We start from the raw sequence: 21,757 nt of genomic DNA on the forward strand, positions 1-21,757 counted from the left end.
GTTTATCTAATTTTATTGGCAAAAATGAAGCGTACAGCTTGTTTTTGATTCTCTAAGATTTCATCCACCCGGCTGGGGGTAGGAATACCACTGATGACATCCGCCACACTACAAGAAAGACCTATCCCCTTAATGATCTGCGTAAAACAAACCACTGCGATATCCTTGTCATCCAAAACAATCTCACCGCTATCAACAGCTTTACTAAATAGTTCATTGATGATCTGGATATCTTTCTGGTGTATTCCTTCCAATACGGTACCGATTCCTTTACCTTTGATCCATTCTAAATTCTCCGATATATGCAGAACATAATAAGTACGCATATACTCTGCCCGAAGTTCCAATAACTGAAAAATAGTAGTCAACAAATCGTTGTCATACTGTGCTATTACAGCCATCTCCTTTCCACTTATCTCATCAAGCAGATGAACAAGCACATCACGGATGAGTGCATCTTTGTCCGGATAATAATAATAGAGGTTAGCCTTGGTTATACTCAAGTCCCCTGCAACCTCACTCATTGTGGTCTTATGGAAACCATAATGAGCAAAGCGTTTCAGTGCTGCTTGAATAATTTGTTCCTTTTTACTATCCATTTTTACCTTAATACTTTTTGACTTTTTTCTAAAAACGTTCAAAAGTATAAAAAGAAAACGGATTCACAATATCACAGGGATTAATAAATTGTAATTTTACTGTAATTTAAAAGAAAACAAAAGGATTAACTATCCGCTTTGTCTTCCTGACGAAGGGAGTCTGCCTGCCGGCAGGCAGGGATCTATAAACTATGTTTCTAGTAGATGTCTCCCAAGGTCTGCATGACAAAAAGACTGTACACTATTCCACCCCGGTAGTTTTAAAAAACTTACGTTTATCAAACTTATACAATCTCGCCGCTCTGTAAGAGACACCTTTCTGGACTTCAGACAATTCCCTGAGATAGCCTGCATTGACGATTTTCTTACGAAAATTCCGCTTGTCCAATGTTTTGCCCAAAATTGCCTCATATACTTGTTGTAATTGGCTTAATGTAAATTTTTCAGGCAATAGCTCATAAGGTATTGTCGAATAATATAAGGTAGATTTTAGCTTTTGCAGACTCTTCTGAATAATCTCACGATGGTCGAAAGCCAAATCAGGTAACGAATCAACAGCAAACCACTTCGCCTGGCGCATATAGCTGGTCATAGGTTTAATCTTGGATTCTACTTCATCATATTTCACAATGGTAGAATAAGCAACTGTAAGAATCCGTCCTTGTGGATGTCGTTTTACTCCGGCAAACGCTCCCAACTGTTCCATATATATCCCCTTCAATCCTGTCAGTTCATAGAGTATACGTTCAACAGCTTCTTCCATTTCCTCTTCTTTATCAACAAAGAAACCCGGTAGTGCCCACCAGTCTTTATAAGGATATTCGTTCCTCTCGGTCAAAAGAACCTGCAACTTTCCTAAATGGAAGCTATATATCACACAATCAATCGTAAAATTTGTCTGCAAAACAACTGTTATTTTAATAAATCGTTAAAAATTCATTCACCTTCGAAAGTCGCCAATTATATTATTAAATTACAAAAAAAAGAAAAAAAATTTATTAGTGTAAAAAATACACACTATATTCGTAATACCTTAATATGACAAATCAAGTGAAAGAAATAAATAGAATTGGTATTTTCACTTCTGGAGGCGATGCTCCGGGAATGAATGCCGCTATACGTGCAGCCGTGCGAACAGCCTTATATAACGGCAAAAAAGTAACTGGAATTTATCACGGTTACCAAGGCATGATCGAGAATACAATGTTTGAGATGAATAGCCGTTCGGTAAGTTCTATCATCCAAAAAGGAGGCACTATACTCAAAACGGCACGTTGTATGGAATTTCGGACACCGGAAGGACGTAAAACAGCATACGAGAACTTGGTCAACGCGGGAGTTGATGCTTTGGTGGCGATTGGTGGCGATGGCACATTTACCGGTGCAGAAGTATTCTCCAAAGAATATGACATTCCTGTTATGTGTATTCCCGGAACTATAGACAACGATCTAAACGGTACAGATTTAACAATTGGCTACGACACAGCGAATAATACTGTCATTGATGCTATCGACAAAATCCGTGACACAGCAGCTTCACATAACCGATTGTTCTTTATAGAAGTGATGGGACGTGACTCCGGCTGTATTGCACTGAATGCAGGAGTAGCAGGCGGTGCTGAAGCAATCCTGCTTCCAGAGAAAGAAACAGCTATAGATGAGCTTATCGACATGTTGGAACATGCTGCTGACCGCAACAAATCATCCATGATTGTCATCGTAGCGGAAGGGGACAAAAATGGTGGAGCTAAAGATGTAGCCCGTCGTGTCAATGAAAAATTTGATTATTATGACACAAAAGTTAGTATATTAGGACATCTACAACGCGGTGGAGCTCCAAGTAGCGCCGACCGCGTATTGGCTACGCGCATGGGATATGCAGCGGTAAATGAGTTATTAAAAGGCAATACACGCGCCACAATAGGCATCCGTGGTTCTGAGATAGTGACAACCCCCTTAGAAGAAGCACTCAGTAAAAAAGAGCTGAAGCTTAACGAAGACTTGGTAGAGATCGCTAAAATAATGGCCTTATAAGCTCATTTGATAAAATAATTTTGACTTTTTACATTCAAGGATGATTGTTGTTGTTTTTAGTGGTTCGAGATATGCCGATTGGCGGATAGCAGACAAACAGCGTGTTATGCACGGATTCCGTACGCCCGGCATCAACTCCTATATACAAGATGAGCGATTTATTCTACAGTTACTGAATAAAAACACGCACCTTATCAATCATGCTGAGAAAATCAAAAAAATCTATTTTTTCGGTGCAGGAGCATCTTCTCCAGAAAGACAACAAAAGATTGAGCATGTGTTTGCTCAATTTTTCAAGAATGCACGTGTGATAAAAGTAAGCCACGATGTGCTGGCTTCTGCAATCTCCACTTTTGGCGATGAAAAAGGTATTATCGGAATAATCGGGAGCGGATCCAACGCAGCTTATTATAACGGAAAGAAAATCATCGCCAACAATTATGGATTAGGCTATATATTAGCCGATGAAGGTTCGACCAATTGGCTAGGACGCAAGTTACTCAAAGACTTTCTTACCGAATCCATGCCCAACGGTGTTCGTGAAAAGCTAATCCATAAACACAGCTTGGATAGAAGAACTATTTTAGACAAGGTATATTATAATCCCAATCCAAACTTATTTTTGACAAGTTTTGCAGATTTCATTTATGAAAATAAGGATGAACCCTATATCACACATCATATTAAGAAAGGACTGGAGACTTACATCAAGACATATCTCGTTCCCCTTTCTGAAGTTTACCCCGACTCTGCGTTCAACTTTACGGGCTCAGTAGCCAACAATTATGCAGAGTGGTTACGGGAACTGGGCGCAGAATATGGCTTGCATATCAATACGATCATCAGAGAGCCTGTACAGAATTTAGTTAAGTATTACATTAATAAAAATTGATAAAATGAAAATTGGAATTAACGGATTTGGCCGTATCGGCCGTTTAGCATTCAGAGCTGCAGTAAGCCGTCCGGATGTTGAAGTAGTTGGAATCAATGACTTAGTAGAGCCAGATTATTTGGCTTATATGTTGAAATATGACTCTACGCACGGAAAATTCGACGGTACAGTTGAAGTAAAAGACGGAAACTTAATCGTAAACGGAAAAACAATCCGTGTTACTGCAGAAAAAGATCCTGCAAACTTGAAATGGGACGAAGTTGGTGCGGAAATCGTTATCGAATCAACAGGTTTCTTCTTGACGCAAGAAACGGCTCAGAAACACATCGATGCAGGTGCGAAAAAAGTTGTCATGTCAGCTCCTGCAAAAGATGATACCCCTACTTTCGTAATGGGTGTAAACCACAAAGAATTAAAACCTGAATACACTATCGTATCGAACGCTTCTTGTACTACCAACTGTTTGGCACCAATTGCTAAAGTATTGAACGATAAATTCGGTATCTTGGAAGGTTTGATGACAACTGTTCACGCCGTAACAGCTACACAAAAAACAGTAGACGGACCATCTGTTAAAGATTGGAGAGGTGGACGCGGTGCTTACCAAAATATCATTCCTTCTTCTACCGGTGCTGCTAAAGCAGTTGGATTAGTATTACCTGAATTGAAAGGTAAATTAACAGGTATGTCTATGCGTGTACCTACCGCTGACGTTTCTGTTGTTGACTTAACTGTTCGCTTAGAAAAAGGTGCTTCTTACGAAGAAATCAAAAAAGCAATGAAAGAAGCTTCAGAAGGTGAATTGAAAGGTATCTTAGGTTATACAGAAGATGAAGTTGTTTCTTCAGATTTCATCGGAGATTCCCGTACTTCCATCTTTGACGCAAAAGCAGGTATTTCTTTGAATGACAACTTCGTGAAAGTGGTATCTTGGTACGACAACGAATGGGGTTATTCAAACAAAATTATCGACTTGGCTCAAGAGATTGCTAAGCTGTAAGCTATACACTCTATAAGCACAAAAATAAAGGCTCGCCTTTTGGTGAGCCTTTATTTTTTTCTATTCTATTACTTCATTAGGAAACCACCTCCGATCAAATCACTGCCTTCATAGAAAACAGCGGATTGTCCGGGGGCTATTCCTTTTACATTATGTGTAAAATCAACCTGCATAATATCCCCTTTCTGCGTAAGGATAGACTGTGCTCCGGCATCTTTATAACGAATTTTGGTCACTGCTTCCATCGGTTCTTCCAGTGAAGCATATTTTACCAGATTAATATCGCGAACAAATGCCTGAGTTTTTTCCAACTCATGCTCCTCTCCTAATACGACCGAATTACTTTCTGGCAAAATCTCAATAACAAACATAGGTTTTCCCAAAGCAATTCCTAGACCTTTACGTTGCCCTATAGTGAAATATGGATAACCAATATGTTGCCCAACAACTGTACCGTCAGACAAAATAAAGTTACCTGGACCGATTTCTTCATCCAATGTAGGCCGTTTATGCCGTAAGAAAGCTCGGTAATCATTATCTGGCACAAAACAGATTTCATAGCTCTCGGATTTCTTCGCTAGTTCCTCCTGCCCCATTTCCAAGGCCATTTGACGGATTTCTTGTTTAGTAAAATTTCCTAACGGGAATCTCGTTCTTGCTAAATTTTCCTGTGAAACTCCCCACAGCACATACGATTGATCTTTATTTTCATCGCGACCTTTTGAGATGACGTAACGCCCATTATCGTGCATACGGATATTTGCATAATGCCCTGTAGCAATAAACTCACAGTCCAACTTATCCGCTCGCTTCATCAATGCCGACCATTTGATATGTGTATTACATAGAACACAAGGATTTGGTGTTCTACCTGCAATATACTCATCCACAAAATTATCAATCACATAATCCCCAAATTCGTCACGGATATCCAAAATATAATGAGGAAAACCATAGCCTACAGCTAAGGAGCGAGCATCATTGATACTATCCAGACTACAGCATCCGGTTTCTTTAGACGACCCTCCTGCAGACGCATAGTCCCAAGTTTTCATTGTAATCCCAATCACTTCATACCCCTGCTCATGCAACATTACAGCCGCCACCGAGCTATCAACCCCACCGCTCATTGCGACTAAAACTCTTCCTTTTTTACTCATACCTTTTTTATGAAGTGCAAAGATAGCCTTATTTACGCAATAGGCATGTTTATTTCATGTAATTTTATCTCAATCAATATGCTGAACGCTCCAGAAAAATGATTAAAAAGCGGAAAGAATGTAGCCTTAGAGGAGAACCCAAAATCAAATAATCAGCATATTCTCTTTTGCCTTTAACAGACAAAAGGTGAAGCATTCACGAAGTGACCATAAAATAGCAGACAATAGACGAATAATTATCTACATAGGAATCAATAGGTTGAAAAATCCTACAAAAATATTTAAGGTAAAAGTTTTAGAATTCGAAAAAAGAACCTACATTTGCATCGCAGCAAAAGGGAAATAGTTGCTGCAAAAGGTGCCATAGCTCAGTTGGTAGAGCAAAGGACTGAAAATCCTTGTGTCGCTGGTTCGAATCCAGCTGGCACCACCTCCAAATCTGAAAGTAACAGATTCCAAACAAAAACTTAACGGTGCCATAGCTCAGTTGGTAGAGCAAAGGACTGAAAATCCTTGTGTCGCTGGTTCGAATCCAGCTGGCACCACAAAAAGTGAAAGCCCTCAAAAATTGAGGGCTTTCACTTTTTTATTCTATATCATCCCGCGACTCTTAAAAAGAGAAAGATACATAGAAACGCATACCTGAAGATTTTAATTTCACCTTTTCTCCTCCTTCTTCTTCACCCGAAAAATCATACTTTCCACTACCACCCCTGTATTCCAACCCTAAACCAACAGCTCCGTAAGACACAGTAAGTCCAGGAATAAAATAATTCTCAAAAGCAGTATAAAGCTCTTCATCAGCATCATAAAATAATGAATATGAGGGTGCATACCTGAGATGTGCTTTAATTTTCAGATTATCCACAGGCATCACCGTTACAGATGGGCCTGCTTGCATACCCAGGTTCAACTTCTGCATAGAGAATTCTTCATCAAAGTCCTCATCGGTAAACTTGGAATAATGCGCATCTACCCAACTCCAATCTAAACCAAATCTGAGCATATCAGCAATTGGTTCTTTATTAAAAAAGAAAGTCCGTCCGGAAGTCAGATTGATACCAAACTTACTTTTAATCGATTCATCAAAGTCTTCTACTTTTAATTTTGTAGAATTAAACCCTAAATTAATATACTTCGATGACCACCCTTCTTGGGCAATAACTGTATGGCTCAACAACCCGCATACAAATAAAATAAATAAAGATCTCATAGCAATTTTGAATTAAATTAATTAGTTTATTACAACGAAAGTAGCATATAAAGCCTGTCAAAAAAATACCTACAATTAGGTATTTTTTCACGCTCATATTGTAAATACCTTTGTTATGACTAACAAATAACGCAATGAAAAATACTTGTATTTTATTTATTTTACTACTTCTATCAAGCTTTGCTATAGCAAAAGAAGTAAAGATTGTAGCTGTTCCATCAACAGCTAAGATTTATGTAGATGGCTCTTATGTGGGCGATGGTATCGTCACGACAACCTTACGGAAAAAAGAAGATTTCTTGGCAGTCAAGATTGAACATGCGGGCTATGTCACTTTACAGACAAAAATTTATTTCAAGGACAAGCGCAACGCCTATGAGTTTATCTTAAAAAGGGATGATTTCTTTGATTCCTCTACAGAATCGTCGAACGCCAATAAATTTTTCAATGTCACGGTCTCCGAAAAATATATCGAAGCTGCAGGCAACGAAAAAGAAGCCTCACTTTTGGTCTGGAAAATGATTCATCAGATCTTATTGAATTATTATAGTGAAATAGCCACTTCAGATATGTTATCTGGTTTTGTTCAGACACCTTGGAGTAAAACATCTTTTGGCGAAGCCAATACGCAAGTACGTACCCGTGTTACCGTAAAAGAGGCTAATCTGGGCGGAAAACTCACCTATTCTATAAAAATTGAATCTCAACAAGCTCCGCTGTCATCCAATCGCGAAGAATCATATGTCAATACAGATAGGGTATTAAAGCAATACGAACAGCTTATACCCGAATTTCAATCAAGAATCGGATCATTATAAATTATAAAAACATGAAGCAGTTAATCGCATTAATCAGTCTTTTTTTGATCTATCCTTTTACAGGACAAGCGCAAATATCTTTTCATGATAGTTTTGATGCAAATAATAACGGATGGACCGAGGTGATACTAAACTCTGGAGAAACATTAGTAACAGATGGTGTTCTTCGTATAAAATCAAATTCTAAGGATACTTTAACTTCCCATACATTTCTTGACTTTGATCCGAATAAGAATTTTGTTTTTTCCTGTACATCTACTGTGAAGAAAATCAACGACAAGAGTAAATTCGGAATTATTGTTGATTACATCGACGATGGGAACTATACATCCTTTCTAGTATGGGAAGGCGTCGCCATCATGACACGTGTACAGCAAGGCAAAGTTGTTGGGTCTATAAAAAACGGTATCAAGCTAAAGAAAGAGAAGAAGGCTGAAGTCAATTTAAAATTGACAAGAAACTTTAAAGGACTATATTTTGAGGTAAACGACATGTTAGCGATTGAGGCTCGATATATAGACATCAAATCAAGTGGAGTAGGTTTATGTGTCATTGGCGAGCAATTAGTCGAATTTGACGATCTCAAAATTGAACAATAACATTGTTCAATTTTTTAGATTAAAAAGGATAGCTGAAAAAGCTATCCTTTTTTGATAACTCTCCTTAAAAAAACAACTTAACTCTTTGTTCTCCGCAAAAAAAAACATAGATTTGTCATCGTACTTAACAGTTAACAAGTACGCTAATCAAAACCAGTCATCATTGAGAGGTATTGATTTATAAAGAAGTGGCGAGAGACTGGCTCTGTGACCCACTGGCAACCTTCAACAAGGGTTGAAAAGGTGCCAAATCCTGTCCAAAACAATATCGTTTTGGAGCATATAAATGAATAAAATATATGATTACAAAAAAGCAATTTTCAACACGTTTTCCTTTCTCTCCAGCAGCAAGCACACTTTGTGTATGTTCATTTCGAATGCGATAGTCGTTTGTTGATAAGATTGTTTGTCATCCCTCCTACCGACAATCCCCATTTTATCAAGGCACTAAACGACCAATCCTCGAACGATATTAGGAACATGAATAGATTATTAAAATATTAAAACATACATCCATTATGTCAACAACAAAAAACTTAAAATTCGAGACCTTACAAATTCATGCTGGTCAGGAAGCTGACCCGACCACCGGATCACGAGCGCTTCCCATATACCAGACCACCTCATACGTATTTGAAAATGCAGAGCATGGGGCAAACCTTTTTGCGTTAAAGCAATTCGGCAATATCTATACCCGCATCATGAACCCGACGACAGATGTTTTTGAAAAAAGGATAGCAGCGTTGGAAGGCGGGGTAGCAGCTGTAGCAGTTGCTTCCGGTATGGCTGCACAGTTCATTGCCCTCACTAATATCTTAGAAAGTGGCGAAAACTTTGTTTCCGGAGCAAACCTTTATGGAGGCACGTACAATCAGTTCAAAGTATCTTTCAAACGTTTAGGCATTGAGGCTCGATTTGCAGAAAACGATGAAGCAGAAAACATGGAGCGCCTTATCGATGATAAAACAAAAGCAATTTACATCGAGACCATCGGCAACCCAAGTTACACGATTCCCGACTTTGAAAAAATTGCTGCTTTGGCCAAAAAATACGATTTACCGCTTATTGTAGACAATACCTTCGGTGCTGGTGGGTATCTCTTCAAACCACTTGAGCATGGAGCACACGTCGTAGTGGAAGCTGCTACGAAATGGATTGGCGGACATGGCACCAGTATCGGAGGCGTCATTATTGATGGAGGAAATTACAATTGGGGAAATGGAAAATTCAAACAGTTCTCTGAACCGTCTGAAGGGTACCATGGACTTGTCTTTTCCGAGGTTTTTGGACCTGATGGCCCTTTTGGGAATATACAATTTGCTATTCGCGCCCGCGTGGAAGGATTACGTGATTTCGGCCCAGCCCTTTCCCCTTTCAACTCTTTCCTTTTGGTACAAGGGTTAGAAACGCTTTCGTTACGCGTACAGCGCCATGTAGACAATGCTTTGGAAATTGCACAATGGCTGGAAGCACACCCACAAGTAGAATCAGTAAGCTATCCAGGCTTAAAAAACCATCCTTCACACTATAATGCGCAGAAATATCTTAAAAACGGATATGGAGCCGTATTGTCGTTTACAATTAAAGGCGGAGCCGAAAAAGCAAACGAATTTATCGATTCCCTATCACTTATCAGCCACTTGGCAAACGTTGGCGATGCGAAAACATTAATCATACACCCGGCAGCTACAACACACCAACAGTTACCTGCGGAAGCACAAAAAGCGGCAGGTGTATTCCCAGGATTGCTGCGCCTATCAGTTGGGATTGAGCATGTGGATGACATCAAAACGGATTTGGAACAAGCATTTGAGAAAATTAAATAAGTTATAGGCGGTAAGCTATAAGCAAATAAAAAAACATGAGTAAAAAATTAATCATTGGTATGTTTGGCTTTGGTGTCGTAGGACAAGGGCTGTATGATATTATCAAGACAAAAAATTTAAATCTGGAAATCAAGAAATTTGTTATTAAAAACGCAAACAAGCAACGTAGCTTGCCGGCAGATCTGTTCACAACAGATGCAGAAGTGATTTTGAATGACCCGGAAATCAATACTGTTGTGGAATTGATAGACGATGCAGATGCAGCATTTCAAATCACAAAAAGAGCCTTAGAATCTGGAAAAAATGTGGTCTCTGCCAATAAAAAAATGATAGCGACACATCTCGAAGAACTTGCTGACATTCAACAGAATCATGGCACTTCGCTGTTATATGAAGGTGCTGTATGTGGTAGTATCCCAATTATCCGTAATCTGGAGGAATATTATGACAATGAACTTTTACATTCCGTAAGCGGAATTTTCAACGGTTCGTCCAACTATATCCTTTCTAAGGTTTTCAATGAAAACCAAAATTATGACGAAGCTTTAAAGAAAGCACAGGAATTGGGCTTTGCTGAGACTGACCCGACATTGGATGTGGGTGGTTATGACCCTAAATACAAGCTAGCAATTGTGGCTTCGCACGCTTATGGCATTTATGTAAACCCCGATAGCATATTAAACCTTGGTATTGATAAATTAGGAGTACAGGACATCCGTTTTGCACGAGAAAAAGATTTCAAAATCAAATTGATCCCTCTGGCAAAAGAAATTGAAAACAATCGGGTTGTTCTCTACGTGCTGCCTAAATTTATTACTAAGGACAATATTCTTTCCAATGTAGAAAATGAAAATAATGGTGTATTGGTGAAAGCAGCCTTTGCGGACGAGCAATTCTTCTATGGAAAAGGTGCTGGGGGACACCCAACAGGATCTGCCGTATTATCCGATATCACAGCCTTACGCTACGACTATCGCTATGAATACAAGAAGCATTTGAATGCTGGTCAAGTACAATACACAACTGATTATGAGTTAAAGGTCTACTTGCGCTATGCTGACGAGGCTCTTTTAGATCAAATATCCTTTAATAGTATTTCAGAACGTTTCTACGGAGAGGACTTCAAATACGTTATAGGCCATATAAAACTGCAGGAAATCATTGATAAGCGGAATATTATCCATCAAGATGGTAATTTTCTTGCCGAAATTCTGTAAGGGATTTTACTTGTAGAGACGTAGCATGCTACGTCTCTACAAGTAATCATGTTACGTCCCTACAATTCAACGGGATAATAAACCTGTCCAAAATCTTCTAATCCTGTAACCTTTGCATCCTTATCAAAGATCCCGAACACAGCGGAGCCAGACCCTGACATGGATGCATAAATAGCCCCTTCCTTATATAAAGCAAGCTTTAATTTATGGATGAGGGGATATTGTTCAAATATTCCAGTCTCAAAATCATTCTGCACGTAATATTTCCATTCCTGCACTGGTAATTTTATCAATTCCAATAAGCTGTGCTCTGGCACTTGGGGGAAGACACCACGATATGCTTCTTGGGTAGAAATTGATACATCCGGCTTGACCACCACTAACTTATATGCATCCAACGCTAAAGAAATTGGCGATAATATGGTCCCTATACCTTCGGCATACATTGGTTCATTACGGATGAAAAAAGGACAATCAGCACCTAAACAAGCAGCCCGCTGCTCCAACTCAGATGTCGAGAGCGATAATCCAAACTTTTCGTTCAACATCTTTAACACCACTGCAGCATCCGAAGATCCTCCGCCCAACCCCGCACCAAACGGAATTTGCTTGTGCAAATGTATATGTACAGGATCAATGTCAAATTCTTCCTTCAGCAAACGATAAGCCCTCAAACACAGATTATCAGGTTCCACCCGCAAATCCATGCCTGAAATCTCCAGGCTTGTTACCTCCTCTTGTGCATCAGTAATCTCAAGGATATCGTACCACGAAAAAGGATAAAATATCGTCTCCAGGTTGTGGTAGCCATCCTCTCGCTTGGAGATAATATTCAAACCTATATTAACTTTGGCATTTGCGTATGAAATCATACTACAATAATAATCATCTTGGAAAAGATTAGAAAGGGAAAAGAAGGAAACAACAGATTTGTTGCTAAACAACACAGGAGTTTGTAAATTGCACAAATAAGCTGAGGCGTACATGGTTCGACATTCAACGGTATTACTTTTTCTGTTTTTACTATCCATATCCTTATGGGGACAAAACATCCCATCTATAGGTGTGCCCTACGTACAAAACTTCAGTAAATCGCAATACAAAGCCGGTAACCAAAACTGGAGTTTAGACCAAGATAAGGAAGGGCTGATCTATGCGGCCAATAGCAATGGTTTGCTGATCTTTGACGGCACCAATTGGGAACTATACCCTATTCCGCATAAAGAAGGTGTTCGAAGTGTACGCATTGCCGAAAACGGAAATATTTTTGTAGGCGGAAAAGCAGAATTTGGGTATTTCAAAAAGCAGAAAAACAGATTAAAATATCATTCACTGACACATCTCGTGCCGTCGGAAATGTTGCAAAACGACGAGATATGGAAAATCCTATTTTTAGATAACGCCATTATATTCCAATCTTTCTCTAAATTTTATCGCTATAGTAACGAAAATATAACAATACATTATGGTGATGGCGAACCCTTTCTCTTTGCTCATCAAGTAAAAAATGAAGTGTGGATAGAGAAAATCCCCAGCGGTTTGCAACTTTGGCAGAACGACAAATTTTACCCCTTAAAACCAACATTAGGTAACGTACTGACTATGTTGCCCTTTGAACATGAAACTTTAGTAGGTACAGCAAAAAATGGTCTATTTGTATTGAAAGACAATAGAAGTATAACCCCTTGGACACTAAACCCAACCATCAACAATCTACTGAAGGAATCTCAAATCAATAATGGTATCAGGATCGATGAGCATACTTTTGCCCTCGGCACCATTAAAAATGGTATATTTATTCTGGACAAAACGGGCAAACTTTTGCAACATGTCCACAAGCGCAATGGTTTACAGAATAATACCGTACTAAGTCTCTCGCTGGATAAACAAGGCAATATCTGGGCTGGATTAGACAACGGAATCGACCGTATAGAAATCAACTCACCTTTTTATTACCACAAAGATATTTTGGGTGAGCTGGGAACAGTTTATGCCATAAAGGTTTTTCAAGGCAATATTTATTTAGGCACCAATCAAGGTTTGTTCGTCAGCCCTTGGTCCCCAAACACTTCCCACCACGATTTACATTTTCGGTTTATCTCAAATTCGCAGGGACAAGTATGGTCACTTGATATATTGAATAATCAGTTAATCTGTGGACACAATGATGGCACTTTTATTATCAAAGGTGGTTCTATGGAACGAATTTCCGAATGGACCGGAGGCTGGCAAAACATGCAGCTACAGGCACATCCATCCTTTTTCATTCAAGGAAATTATACCGGCCTTGCTCTATTCGAAGATCAGCAAGGTTGGAAACTTAAACATAAGTTTGAATTCCCTAAAGAGAGTGTGCTATCACTCTATCCGCAAAATAATCAGACTTTCTGGGCTACATTCAGCAACAGTATCAAGCTCATGGAATTCAACCCTGTCAAACAGGAAATTACCGAGTTAAAAAATTTCTTGTTTGAAAAGGATTTTCCAAATATCCAACGCATTGTACCAATTGCTTTACAAGGCAACATCATCTTTAGCACCGACAAAGGTCTATTTCACTATGATAATGTATTGGGGAAATTCTCTACCTATACGGAATTAGACAAGACATTAGGCTCTTTTGTAAATGCAACACATATTAAGCCTATCCTTTCCAACAGCTATATCTTTACCAATCAGGGGCGTTTTGCCTATATTGAATTCCGACAAGATAAGCTCACGATAGATTCAATGACTTTCAATCCATTGCAAGACATGGTTATCAGAGGCTATGAACATGTTGAAACAATTGATGATAAGCTCCTTTTCGCATTAGATAATGGTTTTGCTGTATATGATAGCCATTTTAAGGAAAAAGTATCCATTCACCGCCCCTTAATCAAAGGATTATTGAATCTTAGCAGTCTATCTACCGATTCATTACTTTACCTAGATCCTGATAGGCCAATTCCATTTAACCAGAACAATATCCGCATAGCTTTTTCGTCTCCCTGGTATACCAACACACCGCTTCGCTATCAATATATTTTAGAAGGCTATCAAAAGGAATGGTCGTTGCCAACCGAAGTGCCTTACACAGATTTCACCAATCTATCTTGGGGTACATATACTTTCAAGGTCCATGCAATAACCACTAATGGGCAAATATCAGATATTAGCGAGCTACGATTTACAATCCTAGCTCCTTTTTACCTACGCTGGCCAGCTCTGATATGCTACATTTTAATAATAGGATTGGCAATTGTTCTTATCCGAAGACGAGTGATTGAGAAAATCAAGCATAACCAGATACAGTTAAGGCAAAGATTACGTCTTCGTCAAGAAGAGCTTCTACGTCGTGAAGCCGAACAAAATGAAAAGAAGCTCATGGCCTTGAAAAATGAGCAGTTGCAACAAGAGCTTGAACTTAAAAACCGGGAGCTTGCCAATGCTGCTGCCAATATTGTGTACAAAAACGAACTGTTGAACAACCTTAACCAAGAAGTGCAAAATGTTAAAGACAAAGAGGGGAACAAACTTTCTAACGATCAATTACAAAAGGTAAAAAAACTTATTGACGATGCACGCAGTGACGAAAGAGATTGGGATATTTTTGAGCGTAGCTTTAATGAATCCCACGAGAACTTTTTCAAAAAACTCAAACAAGATTATCCAAACCTTTCACCCAACGACCTCAAACTTTGTGCTTACCTAAGGCTCAATATGTCCAGCAAAGACATTGCTTCTTTATTGAATATCACGACGCGAGGTGTGGAAATTAGAAGATACCGATTACGCAAAAAATTCGATATTCCAACAGAGAAAAACCTCACCGAATTTCTTTTAGAACAATAAAATACTACATCATTACTACTACATCAATTTAGTGTACAAAACACACTATGAAAAAATAATTGAGCAAGATTACAATACACATAAATCATTGATAACAAATGAATAATATAAAAACAAATATTCATTTTGTAGCAATAAATATTACGTGAAGTAGTAATGTGAAATAGAATATTTCTTTCATTAAACCTATACATCACATATTTGTTATAATTATAAACACTGGTTGAGGAGAGCCAGTATTATGTCATTACATTATAAACTATAACAATTGAGTTCTATGAGGAAGTATTTTACACTCTTATTGTTTTTGACCTCCATCCTATCCTATGGATTTGCGCAGGTTAAAACAGTTACCGGGACGGTAAGGGACAGCCAGTCGCAAGCTGCCTTACCCGGGGTAACAGTATCCGCATCATCGGGTCAGAGTATCCAAACAAACGAGAACGGGCAGTATTCTATCGAAGTCAGCGCCACAGGTTCTTTAATTTTCCGGTCCATCGGTTACATACAGCAAACGGTCGCTGTCAATAACCAGGATCAGGTAGATGTTTTCCTTGACAATGCCGACGAATCTTTGGAAGAAGTTGTCGTCATCGGTTATGGTACACAAAAGAAAGCCGATTTAACCGGAGCTATCGGTTCCGTACGGGCAGAAGAAATCGCCAAGCAGCCTGCCATGTCTGCAATGCAATCTGTTCAAGGAAAAGTTGCCGGTTTGAATATCGTTGCTTCTGAAGCCCCAGGAGCGGCCCCAAATGTTATTATCCGTGGATTGGGTACAGCATTGGGCGGAAGGAACCCGCTATATATTGTCGATGGGATGCCAGTAGAAAACATCAACAACATCAACCCTTCGGATATCGAATCAATGGATGTCCTTAAAGATGCCTCTTCGGCTTCTATTTATGGTTTGAGGGCAGCAAACGGGGTTGTTATCATTACCACAAAAAAAGGTAAAGCAGGCATGTTCAGAATCAATTACGAAAGTTATGCAGGGATGAAGAACATCCTGAATCGCGTAAAAATGGCTGATGGCAATCAATTCCGACAGTACCTAAATGAAAATCTGTCGGCTATTGGCCAGACCTGGAGTTTATCGGAAAACCAACCTTACGAAACGGACTGGTATGATGAAATTCTAAAAACAGGAACGGTATTCAACAATGCCGTAAACCTATCAGGTGGTTCGGAAAACATTGATTATTTCTTGAGTTTCAATAACTTTAAAGACAACGGTATTATAGATGGCTCAAGATTCACAAGAAACACGGTTCGCAATAACAATACCTATAAATTCTTGGATGGCAAATTGCGATTTAACCAAACGCTAAACCTGACTTTTACTGAGAGCACCCCAAAACCATTTAACGGCTTTAACGCAGCCTATCGTCAGTCGCCTTTAGTTCCTGTATTCTATCCGAATGGTCGATCAGGTCGTCCTTTTGTCAACAGAAGCACAGGTGTAGTCACTTATGAGCGTCAAGCAGGCGAAACAGTAGGCTCATTAAACTCTATTGGCAACCCAGTATACGAAATTGCCAGACACAATGAACTGCAAAAAAGCACGATGTTACAAGGTGGTTTTGAAGGACAGTATAAAATCACGGACTTCTTAACAATCAACTCACGTGTAGGTGCTACCAAATATTTCTACAAAGGTCGTGCATTTAACGACATTCGCGACGGGTGGTTGAATGCAGACCCTACTCGTACAGAAGCTGAATTTGAAACGCTGAGAACAGCAAATCCAGAAGCAGCCTCCTATGCTTATAATTCCCTAAATTTCAATCAGAATGAGACATTCCGGTGGGTATGGGAAAACTTCCTAACTTTCCAAAAAAGTTTTGACAAGCACAATGTAGAGGCAACATTGGGTATGTCCAGAGAAAAATTTGGTATTGGTAATAGAATTGCCGCTCGCGGATATGACGTACCTGCTCAGGAGCAATATTGGAATATTGATCTTGCCAATAGCGCAGCATCATCTAACTACCAAAAAACAGTTGAGCACACCTATTATACACCAAGAGCATTAGCTTCGTATTTTGGTCGTGTTCAATATAATTATGATAGCAGATATTATCTAACAGCGACCATTCGTCGTGACGGGTCAAGTGCGTTCCGTGAGACTGGCGAATATTGGGGAACTTTCCCTTCTGTAGGTCTTGGCTGGACAGTGAGCAACGAAAACTTTATGCAAGATGTTGCATGGCTGAATCTATTAAAAATACGTGGTAACTACGGGGTATTAGGAAATCAGGATATTCCTGTGAATACTTCGCAGATTGTGACTTCCCCTATTTCCAATAACAACAACTACGTATTCGGCCCGAATCAGGATTTTGTATACGGTGCATCTTTCGGAACACCTGCCCTACCCTTAGGTTGGGAAAAAACACACGAAACCGGAGTAGGGCTTGATTTTGCTTTTCTAAACAATCAGCTATCAGGTTCCTTGGATTATTACCATAAAATGAACACCAATACCATCCTTGATGTGACACCTACATTGAGTTCTCCTTACCGTCAGAACTTTTATGCACATGGCGCTAAAGTGTTGAACCAAGGTATCGAGGCAATGTTAAACTGGAATAAGTTTGTCAACGAAGACTTTAATTATACCGTCGGTGTAAACTACTCATATAACAAAAACGAAGTGACAGAGGTTACTCCGGCTTACGACGGTGCAATTGGTGGTAGTTTAGCTAATGGTCAAATCACGAAACAACTACGTCTTGGACAACCGATCTACGGATGGTGGATGTGGGAAGCTGAAGGGGTATGGCAGAATGCTCAAGAGATTGGCCAAAATGCGAAATATGGTTCCCCTATCCCAGGACACCTACGTTACAAAGACCAGAATGAGGATGGCGTGATAGATAACCGGGATAAGATATTCTTCGGTTCATATATACCTACTTCGACCTATGGTATCAATGTCAGGATCAACTACAAAGCATTGGATTTCTCTGTGTATGGTTATGGTGTTGCAGGCAACAAAATATACAATGCGCTGAAAGGGACACGGATTGACGGTGGTGAGAACATCACACAGGAAACTTTCCAACAGCGTTGGACAGGCGAAGGTTCTACCAATGTACACCCTGGAGCTGCCCGTGATGCTTATGCGTCAAGCTATTACTTGGAATCTGGCAGCTACTTCCGTATCAACAACATTACGCTGGGCTATACATTTGACAAACTATATTCATCTTCTTCCAAACTACGTTTATATGTTTCGGCACAGAATCCTTTTATGTTCACAAAATATTCTGGATTCTCTCCGGAGATTGCGACCGACACCGGTGCACCTTCAGGAACAACAGGCATAGAGCTATCCGCCTACCCTACCACCCGAAACTTTTTGTTTGGACTGAACTTACAATTTTAACGATTAAGGAGAAATCAACATGAATATCAAAAGATTAAATATAGCAGTATTAATAGCTACCGGCTTATTAGCCCACAGCTGTACAAAGGACTTTTTGGATGTGCCATCACAGGAGAAAGTCGAAGCGAAAGACAGTGATGAAATATACGAACCGGAAGCTTTCGTCAACGGTATATACGGGATGTTTTCAGACTGGAACTATGGTTTCTCATTCTTGGGTATTACAGAAATTATTTCTGACAATGCCGATAAGGGAAGTTCGCCCACAGATTCAGGTTCAGACAAGGACATTCTAGATAACTTGACGTACACTTCCACAGCAGGTTCATTCGCCGCAATGTGGGAACATTGGTACAAATCCATTGGTCGAGCATCCCAAGCCATTGAATACATTGAAGAGTTCGGCCTGACAGATGCCGCCTACAAAAACCGATTAACCGGAGAAGCGCGTTTTCTTCGTGCATTGAACTACTTCTATCTCGTTCGTGGTTGGGGAGATATTCCTATCCAAGAAATCGATCTTATAGAACGTAAACCAGCGTCCGAAGTTTACGCGCATATAGAAGCAGATTTACAGTTTGCTATTGACAACTTACCAGTAAAATCAGGCTATTCAGCCAAAGATTTAGGTCGTGCAACCAAAGGAGCTGCACAAGGGCTTTTGGCAAAAGTATACCTCTATCAAGGCAAGTGGCAGGAGGCCGTGACAATGGCACAAGCTGTATTAGGCTCAGGCGAATATGCTCTGGAAGCTGATTATGCAACTATCTGGCGAGAGACAACAGAAAATGGCAAAGAATCATTGTTTGAGTTTCAGGCGCGAGGAGAAGAAATCGCTCACGGTGTGCAACAATATTCCCAAACACAAGGGGCAAGAGGTCAATCTGGTTGGGGATGGGGCTTTAATACACCATCTCAAAACTTATTGGATGCATTCAATGCTGAGGGTGATGAAATCCGTAGAGACGCCACGATTATCTTTAGAGGAGAAACACTATATGACGGAAGAGAAGTCAGCGAAGGTGTTGAGAATCCAATGTACAACGAGAAAGCATACTCTTCTGCTAATGCAGGAGCAAGTGACACAGACAAGAACATCCGCTATTTACGTTTAGGTGAGATTTACCTGATCCTTGCCGAAGCAGCCAACGAAATCGGAAATTCCAGTTTGGCAAGAGAAAATCTCAATATCATACGTAAACGTGTGAATCTGGATGATATGAGCACCACCGATCAGACGCAACTCCGTCAGCTTATCTGGAAAGAAAGAAGGTTAGAACTGGCATTTGAACATGACCGTTGGTTTGATTTGGTACGCACCCGGCAGGCTCAAACAGCTATGGAAGCAAATGGAAAACCTTTTAATGATAGGCATTATTTATTCCCGATTCCGAATAATCAGTTAATACAGACTCCGGAAATGGGACAAAACACAGGGTGGTAATACCCCAAGAACAAAAAAGGATGCATCGTATTGGAAAACGCTCAACTGACGTAGTCCAGTACGATGCCCTTTCAAATACAATCATTATGCAGAAATTTTTAGCCTTTGCTTTCATAACGTTATATTTATGTGCCGGATGTAGTAAAGAGAAAAGCAACCCTTCTCCAACCAATAACCCTACGTTCAAAATAAGTCAAATTCTTATCAACGAAGAACAGCTTACAGCTCAGCATAAGGATGTCAATTTGAATGCTCGTATTCAAATTACGTTTGAAAGTAGTATTACTGAACAAGGCTTACAAACACATCTTGAATTACTAGATGCCGATAGAGTAAAAATACCTGTTCAGACACAAGTTGCGTCGGATAAAAAAACAGTTACTCTACTGCCCTCTGCTTCATTAAAACCATTGAGCAGTTATACCTTAATTATTCGGAATACGCTCTTATCAACAGATAACAGGAAGTTAGATAAGGAATACAGCTATATGCTGACCACGACTATCGACCTGAGCGATAAGCACGAACGTATTTCTTCTGAAGCGCTTTTAACCAAAATACAACAACAAACTTTCAAATACTTTTGGGATCATGCCCATCCAGCATACGGTATGATACGAGAGCGTAACACATCCAATGAAACCGTTACGATTGGTGGCACAGGCTTTGGTATCATGGCAATAATCGTTGGTGCGGAACGTGGTTTTATCTCAAGGACAGACGGGCTGAACAGGATAAAGAAAATCGTTTCGTTCCTGAAAATAGCAGACACGTATCACGGTGCTTTTTCGCATTGGTACAATGGAAATACAGCCAAGACATTACCTTTCAGTGAGAAAGACAATGGTGCTGATTTAGTGGAAACTTCCCTGCTTTTTCAAGGGTTGCTGACGGCTCGTGAATATTTCGACGATGCTGAACTTCAAAAAGACATTACGACCTTATATGAGACTATAGAATGGGATTTCTTCCGCAATGGACAGAGCACACTGTATTGGCATTGGAGCCCAAATTATGCCTGGGAACTTAATTTACCCATAACTGGTTGGAACGAGTCCTTAATCACCTATGTATTAGCTGCAGGCTCAAAAGACAACAGTATAGCAGCGGCGGTATATGAACAAGGATGGGCAAAATCGGGTGCTATGCGCAATGGAAAGTCCTATTATGGTATATCCCTACCTCTTGGGCCAGAAAATGGTGGTCCTCTCTTCTTATCGCAATATAGCTTCCTAGGTCTAAACCCATTTGGATTACAAGATCAATATGCTTCTTACGAAGAACAAGTGAAAAATCACAGTCTTATCAACAGAGCCTATTGCATCGCCAATCCAAAAAACTTTGCCGGGTATAGTGAAAACTGCTGGGGATTAACAGCAAGTGATGATATCAATGGTTATATGGCACATTCACCTACCAATGACAATGGAGTTATCTCACCTACCGCAGCATTAAGTTCTATGCCGTATACACCGAAAGAATCTATGCAAGCTTTAGAATTTTTCTACTACAAATTAGGTGATAAGATCTGGGGAGAATACGGGTTTAAAGATGCGTTTTCCCTCTCTGAGCCTTGGTTTGCTGATTCTTATCTCGCTATTGATCAAGGGCCCATCATTATTGGCATTGAAAATCACCGCACAGGATTATTATGGAAATATTTTATGCAAGCTCCAGAAATAAAAAAAGCATTGCAAACATTAAAATTCACATCTCCAAACATTTAATTT

Annotated in this window: 16 protein-coding genes, 2 tRNA genes and 1 riboswitch; of the genes, 13 read left to right on the forward strand and 5 right to left on the reverse strand. The window is 39.7% G+C overall.

Going from position 1 to position 21,757, the window contains the following annotated elements; translation table 11 throughout:
• Window positions 1–2 precede the first annotated feature (2 nt).
• Both BM375_RS01660 and BM375_RS01665 read right to left on the reverse strand, forming a co-directional pair.
• Complete coding sequence (locus BM375_RS01660) at window positions 3–599, reverse strand: TetR/AcrR family transcriptional regulator (protein WP_093363415.1); 597 nt, start codon at window positions 597–599, stop codon at window positions 3–5.
• A 241-nt stretch (window positions 600–840) separates the two neighbouring features.
• Window positions 841–1,503 (reverse strand): NUDIX hydrolase, encoded by a 663-nt coding sequence (locus tag BM375_RS01665; protein WP_093363416.1) that lies wholly within the window; start codon window positions 1,501–1,503, stop codon window positions 841–843.
• Between the two features lie 134 nt (window positions 1,504–1,637).
• On the opposite strand from BM375_RS01665, the gene pfkA reads away from it, so the two are divergent.
• The 3 genes from pfkA to gap are packed head-to-tail and all read left to right on the forward strand — an operon-like array spanning window position 1,638 to window position 4,525.
• Complete coding sequence (pfkA, locus tag BM375_RS01670) at window positions 1,638–2,633, forward strand: 6-phosphofructokinase (RefSeq protein WP_244525792.1); 996 nt, start codon at window positions 1,638–1,640, stop codon at window positions 2,631–2,633.
• Between the two features lie 40 nt (window positions 2,634–2,673).
• A complete protein-coding gene (locus tag BM375_RS01675) occupies window positions 2,674–3,525 on the forward strand; it encodes a hypothetical protein (protein ID WP_093363417.1) in 852 nt (283 codons plus the stop codon).
• Between the two features lie 4 nt (window positions 3,526–3,529).
• Window positions 3,530–4,525 (forward strand): type I glyceraldehyde-3-phosphate dehydrogenase, encoded by a 996-nt coding sequence (gene gap, locus BM375_RS01680; RefSeq protein WP_093363418.1) that lies wholly within the window; start codon window positions 3,530–3,532, stop codon window positions 4,523–4,525.
• Window positions 4,526–4,593: 68 nt separating this feature from the next.
• Here the strand turns inward: gap and mnmA are convergent, their stop codons facing one another.
• Complete coding sequence (gene mnmA, locus BM375_RS01685) at window positions 4,594–5,685, reverse strand: tRNA 2-thiouridine(34) synthase MnmA (RefSeq protein ID WP_093363419.1); 1,092 nt, start codon at window positions 5,683–5,685, stop codon at window positions 4,594–4,596.
• A 357-nt stretch (window positions 5,686–6,042) separates the two neighbouring features.
• Between mnmA and BM375_RS01690 the strand changes: the two genes are divergently transcribed.
• Both BM375_RS01690 and BM375_RS01695 read left to right on the forward strand, forming a co-directional pair.
• Window positions 6,043–6,115, forward strand: a tRNA-Phe gene (locus BM375_RS01690).
• A gap of 42 nt (window positions 6,116–6,157) precedes the next feature.
• Window positions 6,158–6,230 (forward strand) — tRNA-Phe (locus tag BM375_RS01695).
• Between the two features lie 65 nt (window positions 6,231–6,295).
• On the opposite strand, the gene BM375_RS01700 is transcribed toward BM375_RS01695, so the two are convergent.
• Window positions 6,296–6,898, reverse strand: a complete 603-nt coding sequence (locus BM375_RS01700) for a hypothetical protein (RefSeq protein WP_093363420.1) — start codon at window positions 6,896–6,898, stop codon at window positions 6,296–6,298.
• A gap of 134 nt (window positions 6,899–7,032) precedes the next feature.
• On the opposite strand from BM375_RS01700, the gene BM375_RS01705 reads away from it, so the two are divergent.
• The 4 genes from BM375_RS01705 (at window position 7,033) to BM375_RS01720 (ending at window position 11,358) form a co-directional block, all read left to right on the forward strand.
• Window positions 7,033–7,716: a PEGA domain-containing protein gene (locus tag BM375_RS01705; RefSeq protein WP_093363421.1), complete on the forward strand. Its 684-nt coding sequence runs from the start codon at window positions 7,033–7,035 to the stop codon at window positions 7,714–7,716.
• 11 nt (window positions 7,717–7,727) lie between these two features.
• Window positions 7,728–8,315 carry a hypothetical protein gene (locus BM375_RS01710; RefSeq protein WP_093363422.1) on the forward strand — a complete coding sequence of 196 codons (588 nt, stop codon included), beginning with the start codon at window positions 7,728–7,730 and terminating at the stop codon, window positions 8,313–8,315.
• A 175-nt stretch (window positions 8,316–8,490) separates the two neighbouring features.
• Window positions 8,491–8,604: riboswitch (SAM riboswitch) on the forward strand.
• A 229-nt stretch (window positions 8,605–8,833) separates the two neighbouring features.
• The gene (locus BM375_RS01715; RefSeq protein ID WP_093363423.1) at window positions 8,834–10,141 is read left to right on the forward strand and encodes an O-acetylhomoserine aminocarboxypropyltransferase/cysteine synthase family protein; all 1,308 of its coding nucleotides are present in this window, start codon (window positions 8,834–8,836) and stop codon (window positions 10,139–10,141) included.
• Between the two features lie 35 nt (window positions 10,142–10,176).
• Complete coding sequence (locus tag BM375_RS01720; protein ID WP_093363424.1) at window positions 10,177–11,358, forward strand: homoserine dehydrogenase; 1,182 nt, start codon at window positions 10,177–10,179, stop codon at window positions 11,356–11,358.
• 59 nt (window positions 11,359–11,417) lie between these two features.
• Here the strand turns inward: BM375_RS01720 and ispE are convergent, their stop codons facing one another.
• Complete coding sequence (gene ispE, locus BM375_RS01725) at window positions 11,418–12,230, reverse strand: 4-(cytidine 5'-diphospho)-2-C-methyl-D-erythritol kinase (protein ID WP_093363425.1); 813 nt, start codon at window positions 12,228–12,230, stop codon at window positions 11,418–11,420.
• 112 nt (window positions 12,231–12,342) lie between these two features.
• Here ispE and BM375_RS01730 point away from each other — a divergent pair, with 112 nt between their 5' ends.
• The 4 genes from BM375_RS01730 (at window position 12,343) to BM375_RS01745 (ending at window position 21,754) form a co-directional block, all read left to right on the forward strand.
• The gene (locus BM375_RS01730) at window positions 12,343–15,192 is read left to right on the forward strand and encodes a triple tyrosine motif-containing protein (RefSeq protein ID WP_093363426.1); all 2,850 of its coding nucleotides are present in this window, start codon (window positions 12,343–12,345) and stop codon (window positions 15,190–15,192) included.
• Window positions 15,193–15,469: 277 nt separating this feature from the next.
• Complete coding sequence (locus BM375_RS01735) at window positions 15,470–18,583, forward strand: SusC/RagA family TonB-linked outer membrane protein (protein WP_093363427.1); 3,114 nt, start codon at window positions 15,470–15,472, stop codon at window positions 18,581–18,583.
• A 19-nt stretch (window positions 18,584–18,602) separates the two neighbouring features.
• The gene (locus tag BM375_RS01740) at window positions 18,603–20,027 is read left to right on the forward strand and encodes a RagB/SusD family nutrient uptake outer membrane protein (RefSeq protein WP_093363428.1); all 1,425 of its coding nucleotides are present in this window, start codon (window positions 18,603–18,605) and stop codon (window positions 20,025–20,027) included.
• 86 nt (window positions 20,028–20,113) lie between these two features.
• A complete protein-coding gene (locus BM375_RS01745; RefSeq protein ID WP_093363429.1) occupies window positions 20,114–21,754 on the forward strand; it encodes a glucoamylase family protein in 1,641 nt (546 codons plus the stop codon).
• Window positions 21,755–21,757 lie beyond the last annotated feature (3 nt).

Source organism: Sphingobacterium wenxiniae (genome assembly GCF_900116225.1).
Taxonomy (GTDB): domain Bacteria; phylum Bacteroidota; class Bacteroidia; order Sphingobacteriales; family Sphingobacteriaceae; genus Sphingobacterium; species Sphingobacterium wenxiniae.